This is a genomic window from Candidatus Photobacterium acropomis (assembly GCF_030685555.1).
In the GTDB taxonomy this organism is placed as follows: domain Bacteria; phylum Pseudomonadota; class Gammaproteobacteria; order Enterobacterales; family Vibrionaceae; genus Photobacterium; species Photobacterium lucens.
In genome coordinates this window covers 1,387,697-1,403,557 of record NZ_CP131609.1, presented here as the reverse complement: position 1 = coordinate 1,403,557, position 15,861 = coordinate 1,387,697, and the positions used below count along the sequence as shown (strand labels likewise).

15 protein-coding genes are annotated in these 15,861 nt (G+C 41.2%); 8 read left to right on the top strand and 7 right to left on the bottom strand.

All coding sequences use genetic code 11. The features are described from left to right. Nucleotides 1–14: 14 nt before the first annotated feature. Nucleotides 15–434 (bottom strand): YbaY family lipoprotein, encoded by a 420-nt coding sequence (locus Q7657_RS13575; RefSeq protein WP_107164926.1) that lies wholly within the window; start codon nucleotides 432–434, stop codon nucleotides 15–17. A gap of 123 nt (nucleotides 435–557) precedes the next feature. Between Q7657_RS13575 and tesB the strand changes: the two genes are divergently transcribed. Further along, nucleotides 558–1,415: an acyl-CoA thioesterase II gene (gene tesB, locus Q7657_RS13570; protein ID WP_107164925.1), complete on the top strand. Its 858-nt coding sequence runs from the start codon at nucleotides 558–560 to the stop codon at nucleotides 1,413–1,415. 89 nt (nucleotides 1,416–1,504) lie between these two features. Here the strand turns inward: tesB and Q7657_RS13565 are convergent, their stop codons facing one another. Next, nucleotides 1,505–1,966 carry an Lrp/AsnC family transcriptional regulator gene (locus tag Q7657_RS13565; RefSeq protein ID WP_053988494.1) on the bottom strand — a complete coding sequence of 154 codons (462 nt, stop codon included), beginning with the start codon at nucleotides 1,964–1,966 and terminating at the stop codon, nucleotides 1,505–1,507. Between the two features lie 161 nt (nucleotides 1,967–2,127). On the opposite strand from Q7657_RS13565, the gene Q7657_RS13560 reads away from it, so the two are divergent. Together Q7657_RS13560 and queC are read left to right on the top strand one after the other, a co-directional pair. Then, nucleotides 2,128–3,198, top strand: coding sequence for a PLP-dependent cysteine synthase family protein (locus Q7657_RS13560; protein WP_107164924.1), 1,071 nt, complete (start codon nucleotides 2,128–2,130; stop codon nucleotides 3,196–3,198). Between the two features lie 341 nt (nucleotides 3,199–3,539). After that, nucleotides 3,540–4,238: a 7-cyano-7-deazaguanine synthase QueC gene (gene queC, locus Q7657_RS13555; protein WP_107164922.1), complete on the top strand. Its 699-nt coding sequence runs from the start codon at nucleotides 3,540–3,542 to the stop codon at nucleotides 4,236–4,238. A 120-nt stretch (nucleotides 4,239–4,358) separates the two neighbouring features. Here the strand turns inward: queC and prmB are convergent, their stop codons facing one another. Next, complete coding sequence (prmB, locus tag Q7657_RS13550) at nucleotides 4,359–5,291, bottom strand: 50S ribosomal protein L3 N(5)-glutamine methyltransferase (RefSeq protein WP_008986495.1); 933 nt, start codon at nucleotides 5,289–5,291, stop codon at nucleotides 4,359–4,361. 53 nt (nucleotides 5,292–5,344) lie between these two features. Here prmB and smrB point away from each other — a divergent pair, with 53 nt between their 5' ends. After that, a complete protein-coding gene (smrB, locus tag Q7657_RS13545; RefSeq protein ID WP_008986494.1) occupies nucleotides 5,345–5,875 on the top strand; it encodes an endonuclease SmrB in 531 nt (176 codons plus the stop codon). Nucleotides 5,876–5,922: 47 nt separating this feature from the next. Here smrB and Q7657_RS13540 read toward each other — a convergent pair whose 3' ends face one another. Both Q7657_RS13540 and sixA read right to left on the bottom strand, forming a co-directional pair. After that, nucleotides 5,923–6,282: a hypothetical protein gene (locus tag Q7657_RS13540; protein ID WP_223295640.1), complete on the bottom strand. Its 360-nt coding sequence runs from the start codon at nucleotides 6,280–6,282 to the stop codon at nucleotides 5,923–5,925. Nucleotides 6,283–6,315: 33 nt separating this feature from the next. Next, complete coding sequence (sixA, locus tag Q7657_RS13535; RefSeq protein WP_107164921.1) at nucleotides 6,316–6,786, bottom strand: phosphohistidine phosphatase SixA; 471 nt, start codon at nucleotides 6,784–6,786, stop codon at nucleotides 6,316–6,318. Between the two features lie 340 nt (nucleotides 6,787–7,126). On the opposite strand from sixA, the gene Q7657_RS13530 reads away from it, so the two are divergent. Both Q7657_RS13530 and Q7657_RS13525 read left to right on the top strand, forming a co-directional pair. Then, on the top strand, nucleotides 7,127–9,892 hold the full coding sequence (locus tag Q7657_RS13530) for an insulinase family protein (RefSeq protein WP_107164920.1): 2,766 nt from the start codon (nucleotides 7,127–7,129) through the stop codon (nucleotides 9,890–9,892). A 93-nt stretch (nucleotides 9,893–9,985) separates the two neighbouring features. Beyond that, nucleotides 9,986–10,390, top strand: a complete 405-nt coding sequence (locus Q7657_RS13525; RefSeq protein WP_107164919.1) for a hypothetical protein — start codon at nucleotides 9,986–9,988, stop codon at nucleotides 10,388–10,390. 59 nt (nucleotides 10,391–10,449) lie between these two features. Here Q7657_RS13525 and fadJ read toward each other — a convergent pair whose 3' ends face one another. Together fadJ and fadI are read right to left on the bottom strand one after the other, a co-directional pair. Beyond that, nucleotides 10,450–12,570 carry a fatty acid oxidation complex subunit alpha FadJ gene (gene fadJ / locus Q7657_RS13520; RefSeq protein WP_107164918.1) on the bottom strand — a complete coding sequence of 707 codons (2,121 nt, stop codon included), beginning with the start codon at nucleotides 12,568–12,570 and terminating at the stop codon, nucleotides 10,450–10,452. Next, the gene (gene fadI / locus Q7657_RS13515; protein WP_107164917.1) at nucleotides 12,570–13,880 is read right to left on the bottom strand and encodes an acetyl-CoA C-acyltransferase FadI; all 1,311 of its coding nucleotides are present in this window, start codon (nucleotides 13,878–13,880) and stop codon (nucleotides 12,570–12,572) included. The genes fadJ and fadI overlap by 1 nt, the downstream gene beginning before the upstream one ends. A gap of 598 nt (nucleotides 13,881–14,478) precedes the next feature. Between fadI and Q7657_RS13510 the strand changes: the two genes are divergently transcribed. Together Q7657_RS13510 and Q7657_RS13505 are read left to right on the top strand one after the other, a co-directional pair. Next, the gene (locus Q7657_RS13510) at nucleotides 14,479–15,042 is read left to right on the top strand and encodes a sigma-70 family RNA polymerase sigma factor (protein WP_053988504.1); all 564 of its coding nucleotides are present in this window, start codon (nucleotides 14,479–14,481) and stop codon (nucleotides 15,040–15,042) included. Then, entirely contained in the window at nucleotides 15,035–15,754 is a 720-nt protein-coding gene (locus tag Q7657_RS13505; RefSeq protein WP_107164916.1) for a DUF3379 domain-containing protein, read from the top strand. The genes Q7657_RS13510 and Q7657_RS13505 overlap by 8 nt, the downstream gene beginning before the upstream one ends. The last annotated feature ends 107 nt before the right edge of the window (nucleotides 15,755–15,861 follow it).

The following is a 15,861-nucleotide window of genomic DNA, read 5'->3' as shown; positions in this document are numbered from 1 at the left end:
ACGTTAGCTACAAATTAGGCTTTTACTAATGGAATATCCACTCGCGTTGTTGTCAAAGGGTCAATGTTCAATGCTTTAGTCGACTGGTTACTAAATAGCAACTTGTCATCCACTTCAATGGTTGCAACAACACGATACGAGGTATCTGGCTGTATCTTACTTTTCATATACTGCAGAGTAAATTCAACCGGTGGCTGAGCACCTTCAGCAAGAAATGAATGTTGACTGATCACTTTTGAACTCATGTTATCTTGTTTAGCCGTTTCGACTAATGACACCACAATACGGGCATTATTAGGTAAAACGATGCGTTCACGATAACTAACCGTTCCCTTTAACGTTCCTATATCACTATCAGTTGGTACAAGGTTGGTACATGCGGTAATAACCAAAACAGCAAGAAGAAGACCAAACCATGTGAAAGAATTTTTCATATTCTTCTCTATTAATCCCTAATCTATATTGCTATAAAGCTCAAATACTAATAAAACCAATCCAATCTATTTGAACTTGATTTCCCAAATCGTACTGATAGTAACATAACTAATGGGGCTTAGATGAGTAAAGAGCTGAACGAACTTCTCAATCTTTTACAATTAGAACAACTTGAACTTGATCTTTTCAGAGGTCAAAGTGAAAACCTTGGGCTACCTCAAGTTTATGGTGGTCAGGTGATTGGTCAATCTTTATCTGCTGCAAAACAAACTGTTGAGAAAGAACGTTTTTTACATTCATTTCATAGCTATTTTTTGCGCCCTGGTAATCCAGAAAAGCCAATTATCTATGATGTAGAAAAACTGCGTGACGGTAAAAGCTTTAGTACTCGCCGTGTTAAAGCGATTCAAAATGGTGAACCCATTTTCTTCTTAACTGCATCTTATCAAGCAAATGAAGTTGGATTTGATCATCAATCCACCATGCCAAATGTAGCAGGCCCAGAAGGTTTGGCTTCAGAAAGCCAATTAGTGGATGCGATTAAGCAATACTTACCACCTAAGATTGTTGAAACCTTTGGTAAAAAACGTCCATTTGAAGTGCGCCCAGTAACGGTAGTGAATCCTTTAATGCCAACAGCCACGGAGCCAAAACAATATTTATGGATTAAAGCTAATGGCACCATGCCTGATGATTTAAGTATCCATCACTATATGTTGGCGTATGCATCGGATTGGGGCTTCCTTGTAACAGCACTACAACCCCATGGTGTGACCCTCTTTAGCCCGAAAATGCAAGTGGCAACTATCGACCACTCAATGTGGTTCCACCGCCCATTTAAGATGGATGAATGGTTGCTTTATGCGATTGATAGCCCTTCTGCCAGTGGTTCGCGTGGAATTGTCCGTGGTGAGATCTATAACCAAAAAGGTGAATTAGTTGCTTCAGCAGTGCAAGAAGGTTTGATCCGTCAGCGCTAAGCTTGTAATCGCTCATAGTAACGACAAAGGCAGCGAATCATCGCTGCCTTTGTGCTATTTACGTCTTTCTATCTGTTACCTAATAACGACTATACAGGTAATGCTGTGGTGTACTTTAATGGCTCCATCGCAAAAGTAGAAGTCACATTGGTTAAGCCTTCAATGCTATTAACTAGCTTTTTATAGAACAGATCGAATGCCTGCATATCGGCAACTTGCACTTTCATCATGTAGTCGTAATCACCCGCCATACGGTAGAACTCCATCACTTCAGGAAAATCCGATACCGTACTTACAAACGTGTTGTACCACTCTTTAGAATGGTTACTGGTTTTTATCTGGACAAAAGCGGTAAAAGACAAACCTAGCTTTGCCGCATCTAATAACGCCACACGCTGGCGTAAAATACCTTCTTCTTCTAATCGCTTTAAGCGCTTCCAACATGGTGTTGTGGTTAAATTTACCGCATCAGCCAATTCCGATAAGGCCAAGGTTGCATCTTTTTGAAGCAATCGCAGTAATGTTCTATCAACACTGTCTAAAGTTGACACTCTTTACCACCCTTAAATCATAAAGTAGAAAAATTTTCTAAATTTTATCGTTTTTCTGCAAAACAAAGCAAAGATTTTTCCTTTGATATTGGTAATATAATTGTTAAGCAAAACACATAAAAACAACAACAATAATAAATAAGACAAGTAAGGTTATTAGCATGACACAAAAAGATAACAACCAATGGGTAAACAACGCGATCCGTAAAATTGATGCGGATTACCAACGCTCAGCAGATACCCACTTAATCAAATTAGAATTACCAAGCTTAGACGGCATCGATATTTACCTAAAAGATGAAAGCACTCACCCAACTGGAAGCTTAAAACACCGTCTAGCACGTTCTTTGTTCCTTTATGCATTATGTAATGGCTGGATCAAAGAAGGCACAACGATCATTGAATCATCGTCAGGTAGTACAGCTGTTTCTGAAGCCTACTTTGCCCGTTTATTAGGCTTGCCTTTTATTGCAGTTGTACCTCGTAAAACGGCCCGTAAGAAAATTGAACAAATCGAATTTTACGGTGGTAAAGCCCACTTTGTAGATTCACCAGCAGCTATCTATGACGAATCTCGCCGTTTAGCTAAGGAGCTAAATGGTCACTACATGGATCAATTTACCTATGCTGAACGTGCCACTGACTGGCGTGGTAATAACAACATTGCTAACAGTATTTTTGATCAAATGAAGTTAGAGCGCTTCCCTGTACCAAGCTGGATTGTAATGAGCCCAGGTACAGGCGGTACATCAGCCACCATCGGTCGCTATATTCGTTACCAAATGCAACCAACCCAATTATGTGTGGTTGATCCTGAAAATTCTGTGTTCCATGACTACTTTATGCAACGTGACAACACAATCACAGGTAATACAGGCAGTCGTATTGAAGGTATTGGTCGTCCACGTGTAGAGCCTAGTTTTATTCCTGATGTGATCGACGAAATGCGCAAAATCCCAGATGCAGCCAGTGTTGCCACAGTGCATTGGTTAGAACGCATTATCGGTCGTAAAGCAGGCGCATCAACAGGGACTAATCTCTTTGGTGTATTGCAGATTGCCGCAGAAATGAAAGCCCGTGGTGAAACAGGTTCAATCGTAGCGCTACTGTGTGATAGCGGTGAACGTTACCTTGACACTTACTACAACGCAGAATGGATTGAAGAAAACATCGGTGATTTATCCGCTTATACCGAGAAACTCGAACAACTAGAACATTCAGGTCAGTGGTAAGCACCATTTAACCAAACGCTATAAGAACAGCCCCTTGGGGAGGTTAGCCACAGCGCCTCCCCCTCCTTTTTAAATTTGTGTCTGTGTTGCGTTGAACTTAGAAAATACAAGCACTGCCTTAGCTTGACTTTTCGTTACAGTGATTCGCATTTCGCCGTACTTTATGTGCGGCTTTTTTTTACCTGTTATTCGACACATTAATCGCTTTACTCGTTTAGAGCGGAAACAACCAGATCAAAAACTTTGCACAACTCAGCAGCTGAGTTAGCATAAGAGCCACGTTCAACTGAATGTCTTTCTACCGACTGTTTCTCGGTAATATTCAATAAAGGATCACCTCAATGTCAAAAGCTGTTGTTGTCTTCAGTGGCGGTCAAGATTCGACGACTTGCCTTATCCAAGCCCTTGCTCATTACGATGAAGTACATTGTATTACTTTCGATTATGGTCAACGCCATAAGCTTGAAATTGAAGTTGCTGAAGCGATTGCAAAAGATCTTGGTGTAACAGCCCATAAAGTGATGGATGTGGGTCTATTAAACGAACTTGCGATCAGTTCACTGACTCGTGACAACATCGCAGTTTCTCATGAGCTTCAAGCAAACGGCTTACCTAACTCATTTGTACCTGGTCGTAATATTTTATTCTTAACCCTCGCAGGTATTTACGCCTACCAAATTGGTGCAGAAACCGTGATCACAGGTGTCTGTGAGACTGATTTTTCTGGCTACCCTGATTGCCGTGATGAGTTTGTAAAATCGCTTAATCAATCACTTGTACTCGGTATGGATCGTCAACTTAAGATCGATACACCGTTAATGTGGTTAAACAAAGCTGAAACATGGGCACTAGCCGATCAATACGGCAAACTAGATTACGTGCGAGAGAAAACACTGACATGCTATAACGGTGTTATCGGCGATGGTTGTGGCAATTGCCCATCGTGTGATTTACGTCGTGCAGGCTTAAATGATTACTTAGATCATAAAGAAACTGTAATGAACGCACTTAAAGAAAAGCAAGCGACGTATCAAGCATAAGCTCATAAATAATAGATAAAAAAACGGCATGATATTACTGGCAATCTTTATTAAGATCTATCCGTAACCTCATGCCGTTTTTATTTAATCAGCGCCCTAAAATAAGACACTGAACAGTCATTAATCGCGGTAAAGTGCGAAATCTTCTGCACAATCCACTAGCTGCTGGCGAGTTAACATGAACACACCGTGACCGCCATTATCAAACTCAAGCCATGTGAATGGAATATGCGGATATTGCTCTTCCATGTGGATCATTGAGTTACCCACTTCACAGATCAGAATACCGTCTTCTTTTAGGTAATCTGGTGCATTAGCAAGAATACGACGAACTAACTTAAGGCCGTCAGAACCTGCCGCTAAACCAAGCTCTGGCTCATGGCGGAATTCATCTGGTAAGCTGTCCATATCTTCTTGATCCACATACGGTGGATTCGTTACCAATAGATCGTATTTATCTTTTGGTACATCACGAAGCAGATCTGAGCGAAGTGGGATCACTTGTTGCTCTAAACCATGATCAGCGATATTCTGCTCAGCCACTGCTAACGCATCTGGTGAGATATCAACAATATCGACTTCCGCTTCAGGGAACATGTGCGCACAAGCAATACCAATACAACCACTACCCGTACATAAGTCCATAATACGTGTAGGCTCTTGGCTTAAGAATGGTTCGAAACGGTTTTCGATTAGCTCACCAATTGGCGAACGTGGAATTAATACACGCTCATCAACAAAGAACTCCATACCACAGAAATAGGCAATATTTGTTAGGTATGACACAGGTGTGCGCTCGTTAATACGACGAATAACACGCTCAACAATACGATGACGTTCGCTGCTCGTTAAACGAGAATCACGCACTTCAGGCGGTACATCTAAAGGTAAGTAAAGCGTTGGAAGTACAAGCTGAACAGCTTCGTCCCACGCATTATCTGTACCATGACCATAAAAAAGACCTGCAGCATTGAAACGGCTTACCGTCCAACGTAACATGTCTTGCAATGTGTGAAGTTCGTTGACAGCTTCGTCGACAAAAATCTTATCCAAAATAGCCTCCGAAAAACGCGACATTACCGCTATATAGTTGTTGGAATTTCATTATGAGTAAAAAAGATCCAAACTTTGATGAAGAGATGGCTCTCTTCAAAGATGCGATAAAAGGCGTAAAAAAGTTGTCGCATGATACCATAATCACGCCACGCAAACAGACTTCAAAAGCCGATAAAACAAAAGTCATGGGTAAAGAAACCCAAAACCATGAATTTTATTTCTCAGATGAGTTTGAACCACATCTGAGTGAGAATGGTCCAGTACAATACGCCCGTGATGGTGTATCTAAGTATGAAGTAAAAAAATTACGTCGTGGCGTTTATGTGCCTGACATTTACTTAGATATGCATGGTATGACGCAGCAAGAAGCCAAAAGAGAATTAGCTGCAATGATTGCCGCATGTATTAAAGAGAATGTGTCTTGTGCTTGCGTTATGCACGGCATTGGCAAACACATTTTAAAACAGAAAGCACCGATGTGGTTGGCGCAACATCCTGATGTATTAGCCTTTCATCAAGCCCCACTAGAATTCGGTGGTAATGGTGCGCTACTGGTATTGATTGAAGTGCCTGAGCGTTAACCCAACAGCGAGTAAGACATAATTATTCTTACTCGCCTGTTTTACCGTTAGTAAGCAGGCTTAACCATATGACCTACTTTCACCACTTTGCCGCCATTAAACAACGTCACTTCGCCTGTGGCGCAAATTTTTAATCGACGTTTAATCACCGTTTCATCATAAAAGTATTCACAATCATCATTACGCGCACTATCAATACGCGCAAAAATCATGACAGGCCCTTCGCTGATGGAATTAGAGTAATTTGCAAATGTCAGCGTGCTTCCAGTACTAGAAACGTGCATGCCCTCTCGCTTGCCATCTGACCACTTAATCATCCCGTTAGCAGAAATACGTACAGGCTCTGCTGTGGTGCATCCCAGCAGCAACAGTGATGCAAACAAAGTGATCAATGCATTTCTAATCATGGTCAATATTTACCTATCTTCACTGAAATAAAATTATTGAGGAACCTGTTGCCAAGCAAGCTCTGCAACATCGCTGGCAGGATCATAATCAATGGCAGCAATGGCTGAAGTTGTGAACATCAATGGCTGTAAACCAGCGACTAATTCCGCAGTTAAGTAGCCCACTAAAGGCAGATGCGACACAATCAGTACCGATTGCGGCTTTTTAACACTGATCATCGCTTTTAGATAATCAACCACCGTTTCAGCGTCACCATACGGCGTAATTTCATCTGATACTTGCACATCAATGGCATCTGCCAATGAGGCTTCCATACATTGCCATGTTTGTTGTGCTCGTAAATATGGGCTAACTAGTACCATATCTAATGGCTGTACCAATTGCTGGGACAGCATCTCAGCCATTTGTGTTGATTGGCGTGAACCGCGCTCTGTCAACGGGCGCTCAGCATCACTGGCTGCAAAGTTTTCAGCTTCACCATGACGCATAATATAAATTCGCATAAGTTTCCGTTTCTCTCTGTTCAAACAGCATCGTTCATCAGCACTAATATGACGACTATTTTATTACTAATTGGTATGCTAATGCATTCTTTTCAACTTATCTCTTTCCATGCTAGCAACTCCCCATCGCATCACATAATCCTTCAACCATTTTAATAACGGAACCGTGACAAAGTTAGCCAACCTGACCAAATCTTCACCATAAATACAATTCCTCCTTGACGTAACATTTTTTGTGATCGCCTCATTGCACAAATAAATAAACTTAACTATCAGTTTGCCAGTCCGTACATTGGAGGTCATAATTGATTCAATTCTCCTTTAAAAATAGGCTCTTCCCGTGCATATAAGCCCAAATGATCACAAGCAGTATCGCTATCTCACTTTAGCGAATGAGCTACGCGTGTTGCTAGTTCATGATGCTGAAGCGCCTCGCTCTGCCGCAGCTTTGTCCGTCGAAATCGGTCACTTTGATGATCCCATCGATCGTCAAGGTATGGCGCATTTTCTTGAGCACATGCTATTTCTAGGCACAGAAAAATTTCCTCGTGTTGGGGAATTTCAAACCTTTATTAATCGCAGCGGTGGTAGTAATAACGCATGGACAGGCACAGAAAACACCACGTTTTTCTTTGAAGTTAGCCCGCATGCTTTTGAAGAAGGATTAGATCGTTTCGGTCAATTTTTCACCGCACCATTATTTAATGAAGAAGCCGTTGATAAAGAGCGACAAGCTGTTGATTCTGAATACAAACTAAAAATCAAAGATGACGTTCGTCGCCTCTATCAAGTGCAAAAAGAAACCATTAATCCTGCGCACCCATTTTCTAAATTCTCAGTGGGTGATTTAACCACTTTAGAAGATCGTGACGGTAAATCTGTACGTGAAGATCTACTGGCTTTCTACCACCAGCATTACTCTGCTGATGTAATGGGATTAGTACTACTTGGTCCTCAGTCATTAGATGAACTAGAACAATTTACCAATGCATTCTTTAGTCATATCCCTAAAACAGAAGTGGTAAAAACACCGCTGACAACACCGTTTGTGACTGAAAACGAAAAGCAGCAATTTATTCAAATTGAGCCAATTAAAGAATTACGTAAGTTAACACTGTCGTTTTCACTGCCTTGCGTCGATGAGTTCTATACCAAGAAGCCGTTATCCTATATAGCCCACTTATTAGGTAATGAAGGTCAAGGTAGTTTGATGTCTGTGCTTAAAAAGCGTGGACTGATCAACACCTTAACCGCAGGTGGTGGTATCAATGGCAGTAACTTTAGAGAATTCACGGTTGGTTTAAATCTTACTCCTAAAGGACAAGATCACATTGATGACATCGTCACCAGTGTTTTCCAATACCTCAAGCTGATCCAACAACAAGGTTTAGCTCAATGGCGTCAGCAAGAAAAGAAAGCGGTGTTAGAAATGGCATTTCGCTATCAAGAGAAAAGTCGCCCGCTTGATACCGTAAGCTATTTAGTATTGAACCTATTGCACTATAAACCAGAAGATATCATCTACGGCGACTACATGATGGAGCAATATGATCAACCACTGATCGAGCAACTACTTGATTACTTAGAGCCAAGTAATATGCGCCTGACGCTGGTTGCCCAAGGTGGGCACTATGATCGCACTGCGCAATGGTATGACACGCCTTATTCAGTCACACCGTTTACTGATGAGCAAAAGGCTTTGTGGCAAAACGTTGCGCTTGATCCTGAATTGGCATTACCAGATCCTAATATCTACTTGTGTGATAATTTTGATCCTCTGCCGCTTGAAGCTGGATCTGAGTTACCGCCACAGTTGATCCAAGATCTACCAGGATTCCGTTTATGGTATAAGCAAGAGCATGATTTCCGTGTACCTAAGGGCATTGTTTATGTTGCGATTGATAGCCCACATGCGGTTAGCTCGCCACGCAATATCGTTAAAACACGCCTTTGTGTCGAAATGCTATTAGAAGCCATTAACGAAACAGCTTATCCTGCTGAGATTGCGGGGATGTCTTATAACCTGTATGCCCATCAAGGTGGCGTAACACTGCAATTATCTGGCTTTAGTGAAAAGCAGCCATTATTGATGAAGCTTATCCTTGAGCGTTTTGCTGGCCGTAGTTTTGATAAAGATCGCTTTACCAATATTAAGGCGCAAATGCTACGTAACTGGCGAAACGCGGCTGAAGATAAACCAATTTCTCAGCTTTTCAATCAGTTAACAGGGTTATTGCAACCGAACAACCCGCCGTATCCGGTATTAATTGAAGCTCTAGAATCAATAGAGCTAGATGAGCTTCCAAGCTTTGTTGAAGAGATGTTTGCTGAGCTTCACATTGATACGTTTGTCTATGGTAACTGGCTGAAAAAAGATGCATTAGCGTTAGCTGAAACACTAAAAGATGCATTCCGTGTCACCGATCAACTCTATGGTGAATCACAACGTCCATTAGTACGTTTAGAAAACTCTGGTACGCTCACTTACGAGCTTGATTGTAACCATGAAGATTCAGCAATCTTGATGTATTACCAATCTCAGGAAACAACGCCAGAGCAGATTGCTATTTACACCTTAGCAAATCACTTAATGTCGACGACCTTTTTCCATGAACTGCGTACTAAACAGCAGTTAGGTTATATGGTCGGTACTGCGAATTTACCGCTAAATCGTCATCCAGGGTTGATCTTATATATTCAATCCCCTGTTGCCGATCCAGGTTACTTACTTGAAGCTATTGATGACTTCACCAATGCTTTTGCTTTGGTTTTATTAGAGCTTAATGAAGCGCAATGGCAAGCCAGTAAGCAAGGTTTAATTGCTCAAATTTCTGAGCCAGACACTAACCTCAGAGCTCGAGCACAGCGCTTCTGGGTTAGTATTGGTAATAAAGATGAAAGCTTTAATCAACGCCAACGTGTAGTTGATGCGCTAGAAAAACTTGATCGGGTTGATATGATCAAATTCATCGTTGATACCATCAAACCACGCACAGCAAATCGCTTAGTGATGTACTACAAAGGCAATGCGCATAGTGATTCTGAAGCGTTAGATATCGGTCAGCCAATTGAGTCCGTGGCTGATTTTCAAAATAAGGCTTACTAACAACTGATAGTTATATAACCGACTGTAATAACACGTCTAATTTTTAAGACGCTTGTATAAATAAAGAGCCACTTTTACAAATAAAGATAAAATGTGGCTCTTTTAACAACTTTTTATTGGCAATTTACCCTACCTATCCCCCATACTTCATTCATCACCCAAGCAAATACCATTGCTATGCATTTGATTGCTAAGCATTTATTAAGAGTATTAACCGTGAAGAAATATTGTCCTCATTGTCATAAGGCACTTGAAGTGCCAGCAATGTCAGCCTACGACGAGCATTTTGATTGCCCACATTGCGGTATAGCTTTAATGCACAATGAAAAAGATATTTTTATTTACGCAATTGTGTTTATCGTTGCGATAACCGTACCGCTCATTACACTTTTTAAAGTAAACAGCTTTATTGCCATCGCTATTGCTTTGGTTGGCTACCGTTTACTTCGCCCATATTTTTTTGAGCCAAGGTTTCGTATCAAGCACATTAGCGAATAATAAAAAACCGATGCCTATTACCAGCATCGGTTTTTATTGTTTTTTAGTAGATGTGCCGATCAGTAAAAGGTTTGTTCTTCTTTCGCCATTGCTAATAATCGCTCACAAGGTTTGAACCGATCTCCATATTTATCGGTGTACTCGTTAAGCATATCGACAATACGTGTGATGCCAATATGATCCATGTAGCGGAATGGTCCACCTAAGAATGGTGGGAAACCGATACCGAAAATCGCACCAATATCGCCATCACGGGCAGAGCGGATCACCCCTTCATCTAAACAACGAGCTGCTTCATTTAACATCATTAAACTACAGCGCACTGCAATTTCTACTTCAGACTCTTTAACTTTCGGTTCAATACCAAGTAGCTGATAGACTGACTTATCCACTTCTTTTTTCTTCGTATCATAACGATAAAAGCCTTTTCCGCTTTTACGTCCTTTACGGTTATCTTTCAGCAATAAATCGAACACATCAGGCGCTTCAAAACGCTCGCCTAATTCAGCCAACAAAATCGGGCTGATCTTAGCGCCAATATCGACACCGACTTCATCAAGTAACGTAATCGGTCCAACAGGGAAACCAAAGTTAAGTAAAGCCTCATCAATATGTTCGATTGGCTCACCACTTAACAGGACTCTTGCCGCCTCATTCATATAGGGAACCAAAATACGGTTAACGTAGAATCCTGCTTTATCACCTACTACAATTGGCGTTTTACCTTGTTTTTTAGCCAGCGCGACAACTGTAGCGATTGTTTCTTCTGATGTTCCCGCTCCTGTTTCTGTCCCTTGGTGTGGGATCACCTCAACCAATGGCATTTTTTCAACAGGACTAAAATAGTGCAGACCCACCACATTTTCGGGACGCTCTGCGGCTTGTGCGATTTGATGGATAGGCAGTGAAGAAGTATTGGTGGCAAAGATAGTGGTTGATTTTGTGTTAGCTTCAACATCTTTAACCATTTGGTGTTTCAATGATAAATCTTCAAATACCGCTTCAACAACTACATCAGCTTTGTCAAAACCCGTAAAATCAATACCGCCACTCAAACTCAGCATGTGTTTTTGTAACTGTGCTTTTGAGATGATTTTACGTTTTCGCTGCTTCTCTAAAATTTTATAGTTATATGAAAGCGCATTTAAAATGCCATCATTGCTGATGTCTTTTATTTTAACAGGATACCCAGCCTTCACAGCCGAAACATGGCTAATACCGCCACCCATTAAACCGCCACCTAATACAGCAATACGCTTTATCGTATTAGGCTCAGCATCAGAGCCTGTTTCTTTTTTCATGGCTGTGGTTGCAAAAAAGATACTGCGTAATGCCGCTGATTCTGGCGACATAACAAGCTCACCAAACACTTTAGCTTCTTGCTCTAATCCTTTTTCTATTCCATTTTGTAAGCCATATTTCACAACTTCTAAAATAGCATCAACGGCAGGATAATTACCACGGGTTTTCTCATGGGCTTTTTTAGCTGCTTGATCAAACACCACTGAGCGACCAAGTGGATTACCACCTAATGCCCAGTTTTGCATTGATGATTTACGGTGCGGTTTAGATGATAACGCCAATTGTTCAGCCACATTAAGCAAAATGCTTTCAGGCACGACTTGATCAACAACACCTAATTTTTTCGCTTTTTTCGCACGCAGTTGCTTGCCTGATAAGATCATATCCAATGCATTAGCAACTCCAATTAAGCGAGGCAATCTCTGTGTACCACCAGAGCCAGGCAACAAACCTAGTTGAACTTCAGGCAAACCTAAACGAGTTTTATCATCATCACTACATACTCGAGTATGACAAGCTAAAGCAAGCTCTAATCCCCCACCTAAACACGGACCATGAATGGCAGCAACCACATGAAATGGCAATTGTTCTAGCTGTGAAAATAGCTGCTGGCCAGTTTGTGCTAATTCTTGCGCTTGCTCTGCCGTTTCACAAGCAGCCAGCATATTGATATCAGCGCCTGCAACAAAATTATCAGCTTTACCTGAATAGACCACCATGCCTTTAACATCAGTACGTTGTGCTAACTCTTCAAAAACGGCTCCGATTTGAATTGAAAACTCGGCTTGTAAGGTGTTCATTTTCTCGTTTGGCACATCGATTTTTAGCCAAGCAACACCATTATCACTGTACGATAAACTAAATGCAGATTGTGTCATTATTCAGCCTCCAAAATCATTGCCGCGCCTAAACCACCAGCAGCACAGGCAGTATTTAATGCAAAACCACCACCACGACGTTTTAACTCATTTAAGGTTTGAGTGATCATACGTGCGCCCGTTGCCGCAAATGGATGCCCATACGCTAGCGAGCCACCTAGCACGTTAAATTTATCCATATCAATGTCGCCAATAGCGTCAATACGTCCTAATTTCTCACGAGCAAACTTGGTTGAAGCAAACATTTTTACATTCGCCAATGTCTGCGCTGCAAAGGCTTCATGCATATCTATTAAGGTGAGATCAGAGAGATTTAACCCGGCACGATCAAGGGCTAACGGCGTGGCATAAGAAGGTCCCATTAGCATATCGGTTTCAACACCAATAGCAGAGAATGCGTAAGATCGGATATAGCCTAGTGGGGTTAATCCAAGCTCTTTTGCTCGCCCTTCTCGCATCATTAATATAGCAGCAGCACCATCTGTCAGTGCCGTTGCATTGGCTGCGGTTACGGAGCCATATTGACGATCAAAAGCAGGACGTAATTTCGCATAAGATTCTAACGTTGAGTCTTCTCGGATATTGTTATCTTTATCAATCCATTGACGATATGGCTCAGGGAATGCCGTCATTACCTCATCACGAACTAAACCATCTCGCCATGCTTGTGCAGCTAAAGTATGAGAACGATGAGCAAACGCATCTTGATCTTCACGGCTAATACCATGTGTTTTTGCCATTTGCTCGGCGGTTTGTCCCATGCTTAACCCTGTCGAGTACTCAGCAACCGCTGGCGGAACAGGCATTAAGTCTTTCATGCTCAATGAGCTTAATAGCTTTAAACGTTGAGGCATGGTTTTCGCCTTACTCAAAGCTAATAAGGTTGCCGCCATTCTCTTGCTAACACCAATAGGTAACACTGAAGATGAATCAGCCCCTCCTGCGATGCCAATATCAATCGTGCCAGAAATAATGCTTTCGGCTACATTGGCTGCGGCTTGAAAGCTCGTTGCACAGGCGCGAGTTACACTGTACGCATCGGTATGAATGTTCATCCCCGTACCTAACACGATCTCACGAGCAATATTCGGAGCTTCAGGCATTTGTACTACCTGCCCAAAAACCACTTGTTCAATTAAGGCAGGATCAAAATCGAGCTTTTGTAACATGTCGTTTACTACAAGCTTGCCGAGATCTAACGCGGGAACCCCATCGAAAGCGGTAGCTTGGCGTGCAAATGGGGTACGTAATCCGCTAATAACAGCAATCCGTTCCCCTTGACGAGTCGTAAGATTCTGGAGACGTGTCATCGCAACTCCTTTTCATTATTTGGCTTAAATTAAGCCTGTAGGCACACCTGTGCACTAGAGGTCAGACCTCATCAATTGTAATTCAAGTGTTATTGAATTCAATCAAGTGTTTAAATTTTGCGATATCAATGTCGAATATTGTGATCGATTCTCTCAGTTTTAAAACGATTTAATGCACAATAACGGGGATAATTAAAAAGTACTGAGTGAAATGATAAAAAAGTAAAATGGCAGGCAAAAAAAAACCATACCTAATTAGGTATGGTCATAATTTACGCGGAAAGCAATCTGCGCAATGAATAAGTCAATCAACATAAAGTCAATTGCAAATCAGGAAAACCTGATAGGAGAAAGTAAAGTCAGCCTTCAAAAGGAAGTTGTCATCTTGCTCAACAGATAGCTTAACAATAGCCGGTTTTGACACCCACCATCTCGCTATCAGATGACGGAAACAACTATAACGTTCTATAAAATTCAGATTTTGAACCAGATCAATTTTAGTGCTGATTCCCCACTAAAAGAGGAAAAATAACAGCTAATAGCTTATTAACTCTATCTGTTCAGGTGCTTTTAATATGGAATTACGGCGGAAATTGCCATGATCAAAAATTTTTTTGGTAATAAAAAACGAGATCCCTCGGTCTCTTTAGATATGGACAAACAAAGAAGATACGAGGCCCTAGTAAGGGCTTGGCATCGGGATCTCTATCGCTACGCATATTGGCTTTGCCATGATGCTCACATTGCTGAGGATTTGGTACAAGAAACATGTCTACGCGCATGGCGTTCCTTAGATAGCCTACAGGACGATAAGGCAGCAAAAGCATGGTTAATCACGATACTTAGGCGAGAAAATGCCCGTCGGTTTGAAAGAAAACAGTTAGATCTTGTTGATATTGACGACCACGCTATTGCAGATTCTACCCCAAGCGTTGAAAGTAATGCCGATCAGCATCTACTCCAACGTTTAATCATGAATCTTGCACCTGAATATCGAGAACCGCTTATTTTACAAGTAATGGCAGGGTTTAATGGCGATGAAATTGCACAGATACTTGAACTCAACCGTAATACTGTAATGACGCGTCTTTTCCGTGCACGCAATCAGTTAAAAGAACAACTAGAGAACCAATCTCAACAGAGAGGGAATCACAATGGATGAATTAGAATTTAGACGGAGGTTATTAGCCGATCCCCATGATAATGATCCTCAAGTCATTGCATGCAAATTAGAATCTGTAGCCAATAAAAAATTTGCAGATGAATTATTACAACTCGATATGCAGTTAGAAAAAGCCCTGAATATTGATGTACCTGATGACTTAGCAGACAAAATATTATTCCACCAATCAGGAGAGGAAATCGCACAGAAACGATTTAAAAATGTGTGGTCTTACGGTCTTGCTGCCTCTGTTGCTTTTGCTATCGGGATGTATTTTGGTCAGGCTAATTTCAATCCAATTCAAAATACACCAACAGCAATTAATTTAGCTGATATTGCTATTGAACACGTTAATTATGAAGAAAAGTTTGTTAGAAATTTAAATGAAAATGCAACTTTGCAGCAAGTTAACGCTAAATTACAGCCGTTAGGTTCTGAAATTAAAAACCTACCTGGGCATGTGTATTATGTCAATTACTGTGGTTTTGATGGCAAACCATCGCTGCATATGATCATGGATACACCACAAGGTAAGGTTACGGTCTTTTTTGTTCCAACACCAAGTGACGGTATTTCAAATTCAACTGATAGTAAAAGTGAAAGCTTGGTTATGCCTATTCACGATGCCAGCTTAATCATTGTTGGTGACAAAGGTGAAAACCTGATGCCTGTGGCTAAAGAAATTAAGAATAACTTAACTTGGGAAATCTAATCCCTCAACATATCCCTCTCTACTAACTGATTAACGGTGATAATATGTCACCGTTTTTTTATCTCTAAAAATTATCGCTAAAACAACCTTAAATAACGACATTTGAT

Excerpts from the sequence above, each read along its gene's own strand:
- fadI (WP_107164917.1), bottom strand. The coding sequence starts at position 13,880 with ATGACACGTCTCCAGAATCTTACGACTCGTCAAGGGGAACGGATTGCT.
- fadJ (WP_107164918.1), bottom strand. The coding sequence starts at position 12,570 with ATGACACAATCTGCATTTAGTTTATCGTACAGTGATAATGGTGTTGCT.
- queC (WP_107164922.1), top strand. The coding sequence starts at position 3,540 with ATGTCAAAAGCTGTTGTTGTCTTCAGTGGCGGTCAAGATTCGACGACT.
- tesB (WP_107164925.1), top strand. The coding sequence starts at position 558 with ATGAGTAAAGAGCTGAACGAACTTCTCAATCTTTTACAATTAGAACAA.
- Q7657_RS13505 (WP_107164916.1), top strand. The coding sequence starts at position 15,035 with ATGGATGAATTAGAATTTAGACGGAGGTTATTAGCCGATCCCCATGAT.
- Q7657_RS13510 (WP_053988504.1), top strand. The coding sequence starts at position 14,479 with ATGATCAAAAATTTTTTTGGTAATAAAAAACGAGATCCCTCGGTCTCT.
- Q7657_RS13540 (WP_223295640.1), bottom strand. The coding sequence starts at position 6,282 with ATGATTAGAAATGCATTGATCACTTTGTTTGCATCACTGTTGCTGCTG.
- smrB (WP_008986494.1), top strand. The coding sequence starts at position 5,345 with ATGAGTAAAAAAGATCCAAACTTTGATGAAGAGATGGCTCTCTTCAAA.
- sixA (WP_107164921.1), bottom strand. The coding sequence starts at position 6,786 with ATGCGAATTTATATTATGCGTCATGGTGAAGCTGAAAACTTTGCAGCC.
- Q7657_RS13560 (WP_107164924.1), top strand. The coding sequence starts at position 2,128 with ATGACACAAAAAGATAACAACCAATGGGTAAACAACGCGATCCGTAAA.
- Q7657_RS13575 (WP_107164926.1), bottom strand. The coding sequence starts at position 434 with ATGAAAAATTCTTTCACATGGTTTGGTCTTCTTCTTGCTGTTTTGGTT.